Origin of the sequence: Prevotella sp. MGM1 (assembly GCF_002933775.1) — a bacterium.
Taxonomy (GTDB): domain Bacteria; phylum Bacteroidota; class Bacteroidia; order Bacteroidales; family Bacteroidaceae; genus Prevotella.
The window spans coordinates 19,436-28,695 of the sequence record NZ_BEWV01000198.1 but is presented as its reverse complement, the minus strand read 5'-3'; the positions used below and the strand labels follow the sequence as shown (position 1 = coordinate 28,695).

The 9,260-nt window shown below is 49.5% G+C and carries 5 protein-coding genes; all 5 read right to left on the bottom strand.

Annotated elements, in window-relative coordinates; translation table 11 throughout:
• On the bottom strand, positions 1–746 hold a 746-nt coding region (locus MoGM_RS07625; RefSeq protein WP_104369488.1), incomplete at its 3' end, for a low specificity L-threonine aldolase.
• Positions 747–923: 177 nt separating this feature from the next.
• Positions 924–1,484, bottom strand: coding sequence for a phosphatase PAP2 family protein (locus tag MoGM_RS07620; protein WP_104369487.1), 561 nt, complete (start codon positions 1,482–1,484; stop codon positions 924–926).
• A 209-nt stretch (positions 1,485–1,693) separates the two neighbouring features.
• Positions 1,694–4,297 (bottom strand): chitobiase/beta-hexosaminidase C-terminal domain-containing protein, encoded by a 2,604-nt coding sequence (locus MoGM_RS07615; RefSeq protein ID WP_104369486.1) that lies wholly within the window; start codon positions 4,295–4,297, stop codon positions 1,694–1,696.
• 30 nt (positions 4,298–4,327) lie between these two features.
• Positions 4,328–6,094, bottom strand: a complete 1,767-nt coding sequence (locus tag MoGM_RS07610) for a hypothetical protein (RefSeq protein ID WP_104369485.1) — start codon at positions 6,092–6,094, stop codon at positions 4,328–4,330.
• A gap of 19 nt (positions 6,095–6,113) precedes the next feature.
• Positions 6,114–9,254 carry a SusC/RagA family TonB-linked outer membrane protein gene (locus MoGM_RS07605; RefSeq protein ID WP_104369484.1) on the bottom strand — a complete coding sequence of 1,047 codons (3,141 nt, stop codon included), beginning with the start codon at positions 9,252–9,254 and terminating at the stop codon, positions 6,114–6,116.
• Positions 9,255–9,260 lie beyond the last annotated feature (6 nt).

Sequence of the window (9,260 nt, the reverse complement as noted above, 5' to 3'; positions counted from 1 at the left end):
GTGTCGAACTGTATGCCGAGCAGACGCCCCTTTGCCATCACCGCTCCATGCTGTTTCTGAATGCTGAAAAAATGGCGGTTGGCGTTGTTGTGGGTGAAAACGACAGCCTCTCCGCACAGCGCGCCGATCTTGGTTCCCCCGATATAGAACACATCGCAGTGGTGGGCAAGATACGGCAGGGTGATGTCGTTGCCGTCTGCGGCGAGTCCGTAGCCAAGCCTGGCACCGTCAACGTACAGCGGAATGTCGAAGCGCCGGCAGATACCGTATATCTCATCAAGCTCATCGGCCGAGTAAAGAGTACCGAACTCCGTGGGAAAAGTGATGTACACCAGTCCAGGATACACTCCGTGCGCCTTGTTGCCGTCGTGCATGAAATCGTTGAGATATTTATTGAGGGCGGCTGCCTCCATCTTGCCACCCTTGTTCGGGATTGTGATGATTTTGTGCTCGGTAAACTCTATGGCTCCCGCCTCGTGTACATTGATATGGCCGGTATCCACCGCTATCACGCCCTCATACTGGTACAAAAGGGAATCTATGACCGTGGCGTTGGTCTGGGTGCCACCGGTGAGAAAGAATATGTTTGCGTCGTAATCGTCGCATGCCTCCATGATCTTACGCTTTGCCTGCTCGCAAAACTCATCATCGCCGTATGGCAAAGACAGCATGCCGTTCGTATCGTTGAGCCGTTCCAGTATCTTCGGATGCGCCCCGTTACTGTAATCATTATCAAATATGATCATGTCTTTTCCTGTTTTGCCCGCAAAGGTACAAAAGAATTTTGAAATACGGAACGAAGACGGTCTCCGAATATGGCACATGGCGCAAGCATACGCCGCCGCAGGCAATCACGACCGGATATAGCATATCTCAAAAAAAACGAATGACGCCATCCAAACAGATTGACAACGGCACGAAGGTCAGAAACCATAGCATAGATATAATCCCGACGGATTGACGGATACATTCACCGCGCTGCGGGGAAACAGCTTATCGGTAATCCAAAAGCCGGCTTCCGCCGAGAGAAAGCCCACGGCAGCCCCGGCCACCGTGTCATACCAATGATGCCGGTCGCGGCATACCCTGTCGACAGCCGTGACGGTAGCCACGGCATACCCTCCTATGCTAACCCACGGCGAGATATGGCCGAACTCATGGTGCAACGTGGTAGCACCGGCAAACGCAAAGGCCGTGTGCCCGGACGGGAAAGACTTCCTGTCGGTCATATCGGGACGCCATTCGTGTATGGTCTCTTTCATGGTGTACGTCACTCCGCCTGTTATTATTGCGGAAGCGGCGGTCTTGGCAAGCAACACTTTCCAGTCGTCACGGCTCTCGACACCGAAAGCCTTCATCCCGATAACCGCGGCATACGGCACAAATCTGGTGACATTGGCAACCCCTCTCTTATCGGCAACCTGCGCCGACGCTGCCAACATGCCCATGCACACCATTACACATAACAGTACAATTCGTTTCATACGACAGTTGATTACAATAAGATTTATATTCGAGAATACCTATATGGCATAGAAATGGATTTACAGGGTGCAAATATACGAAATAAAAACAACGGCTTGTATGCCGGCAATTTAAAAGTTGTGAATTATAAAACAAAAACGCGCACCGGTCTCTCCGATGCGCGTTTCATTGTATTGTGTGTTACAGGGAATGCCCTTCCCCTCATTGATTACTTCACCATCACCTTGACAGTCTTCACCGTTCCGTCGGCATAGTGCTTGCGGATGATGTTGATTCCCTTGCCAAGAGTGTTCAGACGGACACCGTTAACGCTGAATATCTCGTCACGCACAAGCTCGTCAGAGCCGCCGACATTGTCGATGCCTACCGTGCTTGCGTCATACTTCTTGGAGTTCTCGCCGTTGTTGAGCACGTAGATGTCGTAAAGCTGGGCCTTGGTGCTGCCGCTTTTCTGCCATACGCGTACGAAGTACTCGCCTGTCTTGTCGCAAGACACGCGTGTCTTCTTGTAGTAGCGCTGTGTGGATGCCATCGACACGGTACCGATGCTGTCCCATGCCTCGCCGTCGGCGGACACCTGGATCTCGAGGTTGCCCGGATTGCCGTTGTTACCGTTGCCGACGTAAGTAACCACGTCGAACGGAGCGGCATACTTCTCGGTTGTCTCGATAGACGCCGTGTAAGGCTCGCCGCTGGTCTTGCCGCCGAATGTGATGCATCCGGTTGTCGGAGTACCGCCGATCATGTCCTCGGCTGTCTCAGCGAAACGGCCTGTTGCGCCATTGCCGACAGCAGCCTCTGCCGTAAGAGTAAGCTCACCTGTTAGCACCTGTCCCGCGCTCTTCAATATCCATCCGTTTGGTGTGTTCGGGTTGATTACGCGAACGGCAGCGGGATCCGGTTTGTAGTAGTATACGATAGAGTCGTTGCCCTGAGAGTCCTTGACGGTCTCGGTGTGGTCAACCTCGTCTGAATAGTATTTCCATGCGTTCTTGCCCCAATAGTAGTAAGCGCTCTCCTTACCGGTACCGCCGTTTTCGGAGTTATCCACGAACCAGTCGGCCGAGTTTGCGTCGAAGTGGGTGAGGGTGTCGATACGTATGGTCTGCGCGTTGAGGCTGTTGATTGCCACGTAATCGCTTGCGAGACCGGACTGAACGTATCCCTCGGCAACAGCGAAAGCGTAGATTTCAGTCGGCTCGGCCTTCAGTGTGATAGGCTCGACGTACTTCTGCGCCTTGGCCTTGTCGGTAACCACGCCGTAGCTGTAATAGATTTCGGCGCCTTCGGTTGCGCATGTCAGAGTGACAACGCTGTTGTCGGCATTCTTCTCGATAGAGATTGCCGGAGTGGCAGCCTGTGACATGATATCAATGTCAAGCGATGTGGTGTTGCTTTGCAAGTAACCGTCGAGTGTTGCTATGGCCTTCACTGTGCAAGCCTCTGTCAAAGTGAACGGCTCTGTATAGAGTGTGCTTGCCGTTGTAGGCTCGCTGCTGTCTGTTGTATAGTAAATGCTTGCGTCTGTGTTTGTGGTGGAAATGGTTACGGTTGTTTCTCTGTCCTTGTTTTCCTTTGTTATTACGGGCGCTCCAGTGGCGACGATGTCTTTCTTTGTCTTGGCGACCATCTTCACCGCATTGCCGAGGATAACGGGCAATATGTCTTGGTTGGCGGCAGTCAGTCCTTCCTCTGTGTAAGGCAGGAAGAGATAAGTGTTGCGGGCCGCATTATGCTGGTGTATGGCGACCGCCTCACCGGCTGTGGCAAGAACGGCATCGTTTGCGAAATACTCACCGAGAGACACTCCGGTGATACCGCCGTCTGTCAACAATTCAAGGCCTGATGTGATATCGAGGTCGGCAAAGAGAGCGTTGTCTGCCATTTCAGTAGGAACAGTGACTGACATTTCCGAAGTAGCTACGGGCTTGCCATATCCCCATGCCTCATACATGGCGGCATTCATGTTGAGTACCGGCTCGTAAGCGATGGCGCTCTTCAATGTGGGAACGATACCTGCATTCGCGGCTACAGACGGAGCGACTACAATAGCGTCATAGTATTGCAGGCTGTCGAGTGTGATGTCGGCAACGGGATCTACCTGAGTCAGTTCCACACCATCGGTGGCACTGAGGAAGATATAGGCCATGTCGGCGTCGATTGTGGCCGCATCTGCTATATAAGCGACTTTCTTCGCTTTCTCCACATCCGGTGCGTCTCCGTCGTCGATGACGATAGACTGGATATCGAGACCACCCATGTCGGTAGAGATGGTGATGTCCACAGAGTCAACGACATCGGCCTTTACCTGCCATACCAATGTGCAGAGACCGTCGGGGCCAGGGCATATGCCGTTTGCCGGTCCGTCGATGTATTCCATGTTGTCATTTCCTTTAAATCCGCGGTCAGTGGCGGTACCGTTGGCAGACTTGGCTACGATTGTGACCTTTTGGCCGGCAGCAAGTTTGGGAAGGCTGAAAGCCATTTTCTTGCGGGCCACACGGATTGTCGTGGGGTCGAGCAGATAGTTGCCGTTGTTTTGCAATCCGCTGGTAGAGAAGTTGATGCCTCTCAACTCTTCGATTACCACCCCGTTTGCCATGAGTTCTCCCGACATCTTGGCATTGTCTTTCCATCCGGTTGTTTCGCCTGTGTTGGCGTCAGTTCGGTTGCTTACCCAGTTCGGGTCGGCGTTCAGGTTGGCTTTTGTCTCGGCGCTGTATCCTTTTGAGAAATCCCATGTCTTGCGGAATTGCGCATCGGCACTGAGTGCCAATACGAGAGTCAATGTCAATAATAGAATTTTCTTCATTACACTAATCTTGTTTTAAACTAATAATAATTATTTATCGGTATTTTGGTCAGTATCATTCTTCTGTTCCGAAGATATTTTCAAATCATAAGGAATCCAGTTGCCACCCGCCAGGATTTTGGAACGAATCTCCCCGGCTTTACCTGTCGCCTCATATTTGGGGCACACACGATCGGCAATGATGGAATTGTCGCCATAACGCACAGCCATACGGTTCATCATGGGATATGCCTTTCCCTCGCAAGCAAATTCAAGCATTGCCTCATCGAGAATGGCGAGGTCGTTGAACTTGAACGTTTCGCGTTCGCCGAGTTCAAGGATGGACATCTTGACAGGACGGGCCGTAAGACCGTAGCAACCGCGGATACCCATTGACGGATATCTGCGAGTTCCCCACTCCGCATCACTGGTCCAGTTGCGGGAGAAGCCCTCCCACTCCGCATCACCGGCAACGAATATCTCCTTGGTGACACCGGTGTTGAACACACCGTTCATTGCGGTAAACCGCTTCAAATGATTAAGCGCCTCCGCAAGCAACATGTGATACTGTGTGGCACGGTATATATAGATATGCACATCGTCCTGATACGGGTTCACCCTGACACTGCTGCCTACAGGGCGGAACTTGGCAATGTAGGGCTGACCGCTGGCCGTACCGAACATACACTTGTAACGTGTGTCATTCGTTGTCGCGCCGGGGTTGAAATCCTTATCTATAAAGTGCTCTATACCATACTCTGACGGACGAAGCCAATACTTGTTCGGATATTCGTTAGAGAAATGCTTCAACAGGGTATTGGTCTGATTGAGAGTATAGTCATAAATCAACGCGGCCACAACCTCACACTGATACGGCTGGGCATTATTCCAAATGGGAGTATAATGACCAGGAGTAGCCGCGGAGGGCAACCAATAAACCGTAGAACCCGGGTCCTTCGGTGTTGTCATATACTTACAATCCGCATAATATGTAAGAATATTGAGCAATACATCCGCCGCTTTCTTATAATAAGACTCGGCGTCTACACCCTTGCCGTCAAGACATGCGCCCTTCCAGAGGTTGAGCTCTCCGTAAATACCCTCGTATGGCGGCACCATCCAATTCCATTTGCGATATTGCGAATTTGCGGCATTGGTCACATTGCTCGGATCCAGCCACGCAATCCAATCGATAGTACGGTTGGTAGGAACACCTTCGAAACCGGTATCCATGAGATTGATACACTTGTCGATGAGCGGTTCCAGTTCCAAGAACTCAAAACCTTCGCCCTCAGTGATGTCCGTCACTTTGGTAATAGGAGTATCAAACCATACGGCCTTGCCGTATATCTCCGCCAAAGTCTTATATGTCCAAACCTTGATACGCACTGTCGAAGACACAAGGTCTTTCCATATATCATCATCCACATCGGGATTCTTGCGATACTCTTTCATCTTCACAAGATAATCGTTGCAGGCTATTATGACTTCATAATAGCCGGCAGGATCCGCATACGAATTGCCTTGCAAGTTATCCGCGTAATTATAAAGAGCTATCAACTCGGGAGTGGAATCGTCTGTCGGTTCAAGAAGGTCCGCACGGGTATCGGTGAGGAATATTTCCTTGTCACCGATAACCTGCAGCTTAGTCATAATGCCGAGAAATCCCGTATACATTTCCGTATTTGAGGAAATGTAATCCCCACCGTCTAATTCGTCGTCGGTGTCAGGATCAAAGAAATCGCTGCACGACGTGAACGACATCGTGGCTGAAAGCAACAGCGATATACTGAATATCGAATAAAATATCTTTTTCATGTAATTTGTATTTTATCAATTAGAACTTGAGATTTACACCGAACTTTATCGAGCGCGGAGCGGAAACCTTGGCATAGTCCACACCCTGGTATACCGAACTGTTGGAATAAGAGAATTCCGGGTCGAGACCAAGGTAATCGGTAATGCAGAAAAGATTCTCACCGGTTACGAAGAGTGTTCCTCCCTGAATGAAATTGAAGAGGGGCTTATTCCATGTATAACTCAACGTGACATCACGCAATTTGAGATAAGAGGCATCCTCTATCCAACGATCGCTGAAGTCATTGTTTCCGACCTTGTCACCGTACATCACACGGGGAATGTCTGTAACCTGTCCTTCCATAGACCAACGGCGAACCATGGATATACTCTGATTGGAGAAGTCTGAACCGGATTCCGTCACACGACGCACGGCATTATAAGCATCGTTACCTACCGAGTATGCCATTGTGACGTCAAGCGCGAAGTTCTTGTATTCCACACGTGTGAAAATGCTACCGAAGAAATCGGGAGTAGCGCTACCGATAACAACCTTATCGTCATCGTTGATTATATTGTCGTTATTCATGTCCACATAACGCATGTCGCCGGCCTGATACTTCACACCACTACGGTTTGAAAGATTTGCGGCGGCAGCCTCAGCTGTCGTAGAGAATACGCCGTTTGTCTTATAGCCATAGAAAGCATAGGGGTTCTCTCCCACACGAGTGATAATCTCTGCGCCGTCATTGAGCGGAGTGACTATGTCATTGATGTTTCCGAGAGACTTGACCTCGTTCTTGAGCGTTGTAAGATTTCCACCGATCGTCCATTTGAGATCCTTTGTATAGATCGGTGCCACCGCCAAGCTCAACTCCAAACCGGAAGATGATATCTCCGCGTCATTATTATAGTATGTGCTCGTTCCGAGAACAGAAGAGCGCACACCGGTCATGAGGACATTCTTGGCATTGATGTCGTAATATCCGACACCAAGGTCTACACGGTTGTTCCACAGCGATGTCTCAACACCGAGATTCAAAGTGTAATCGGTCTCTGCCTCGAGTTTGGTATTAGGCACGTTGGCGCGCACAATACCTGCGATTGTCTGATATGGACGGGATGTATAATAGTATTTACCCAGCTTGCTGCTGTAACGGCTGTTACCCGTAAGTCCATAGTTGGCATAAAGGTTCAACTTGTTTATAAAATCAAAAGTATTCAAGCCGGGCAACTGCTTTGCCATGACCACAACCTCTCCTGCCGGATAGAATGACATGCGTGTGGCATCCTTGCCGATACTTGACGCGCCGTCCCACGATGCGGACAGACCGACCTTCAACAGATTTGCGAATGTATAGTCCGCATGGGCATATAAGTTCATCCAGTTCCACTTATTGTTATAACCGGAGAAGTACTTACCCAACGACTGGGCGTCACCCAATGTCTGGTAATAGTCATTGTTAGAGTTGCGGCCGAAAGCGGCATCATACTCATAGCTGGTAAGCAACGCCTGATAACCGGCCATGAAATTGAACTTATTGTCTGGGTTCAGGTTCCATTTGTATACGGCATTGGCTCCGTAATACATATTAAAAGTATGATTGGTACCTATCCTGACAGAGTTTTCGGCCTTACCATACTGGTCAAACAAAGGAACTATGTCATTGTTGTTCTTGCCCGGAATGAAAGCTTCTTCCTGATTATAGTTGTAATACATTCCCACTACACCGTTAATGGTAAGGTTCGCGATGGGATTATAAATCAACTGTATCTTCGCGTTCATGTCATACTGACGGCTTTTTCCGTAAAGAGTGTTCACAATGGCAAGAGGGTTTGACACGAAAAAGTCGTCTTTCTCTATCGCTCCATACTTATAGCTCGAATAGGTATTGATGAGGTGTCCATACATATCGCTCTTCCACGGACTCAGCAACGGGCTGCGGCGATATGCCGCCAACATGGGGTTTGTCTCGTAAGACATTCCCTGCTCCTGATAGTCACCCGTCAGATAAGCGGCGTTAATGGCGGCCTGGATTTCCAGTTTCTTGCTCACCAGCACAGACGCATTGACTTGAGTGTTATAGCGCTGGCTGCTTGTGCTCTTCAATGTACCGTCATCACCCATGTAGCCCAATGAGATATTGTACTTGGCAATATTGTCACCACCCTCCACACGGAACAGGTAGTCCATAGTGTTGCTGTTTCGGTATATCTCATCCTGCCAGTCTGTGTTGTACTGATACAGATAGGCCTTGTTGGCGTTAGGATCGGACAAGAATGTAAAATCCTTAAAGAAAGCCTCCATATTATCGTAATATGTAAGACCCATATCGGACAAATAGCTCTTGTACTGGTTTGAATTCATCACCGGTATACGACGGTTGTTCCAGTTAAAGCCATAAATAGCCGAGAAAGATATACGCGTATTGACATCTGTCGAAGTTGCCTGGTCGGTCTCGATCATTATCACGCCGTTTGAACCGAGCGAACCGTAAATAGCGGCGTCAGCGCCCTTCAGTATTGTGATATTACGAATATCCTGACCGTTCAAGGCCTGGAATATGGAGCGTGAATAGCCGTTTATGATCTGGCTCATATTCATATCGGGCATATAAGGCACTCCGTTTATCACTACAAGAGGAGAATTCTCCGCCACAAGCGACTTGATACCTCTCAACTGCATGTAAGCGCCCTCACCGGTCATACCGCTTTTGTTCACGACATTAAGTCCGGTGACACTTCCTTTCAGAGCCTTGTCTATCGACATGGAACCCAACGCAAAGTCCTTACGGTTCACATTGCTCACACCGGCCACTGACATATCATTCTCATACTTGCCGTGCGGCAACAATGCGGTCTCGTTGTAACGTGTCTTGTCAGTTTCCACCATATAGACGTTCAAACCTGTCACGTCGGCATTCTTCAGATATTCCGTCTTTGTATAAAATCCCTCATGGCGGAAACTTACAATGGCGCCAGCCTTGACACTGTCCATCGCAAAAGTTCCGTCGCTTGCCGAACGTGTTGTCGTGCAGCCGGGGCTTGTGATGACGACATCGGCAATCGGCTGATTGGCAGAGTTCACCACTCTACCGGTCAACTTTTGTGCGAATCCATCGGTCGTGAAAACGGCCGACAGACTCAGACACAGAACAAATCTTTTTATATTTTCGTTCATATCGTT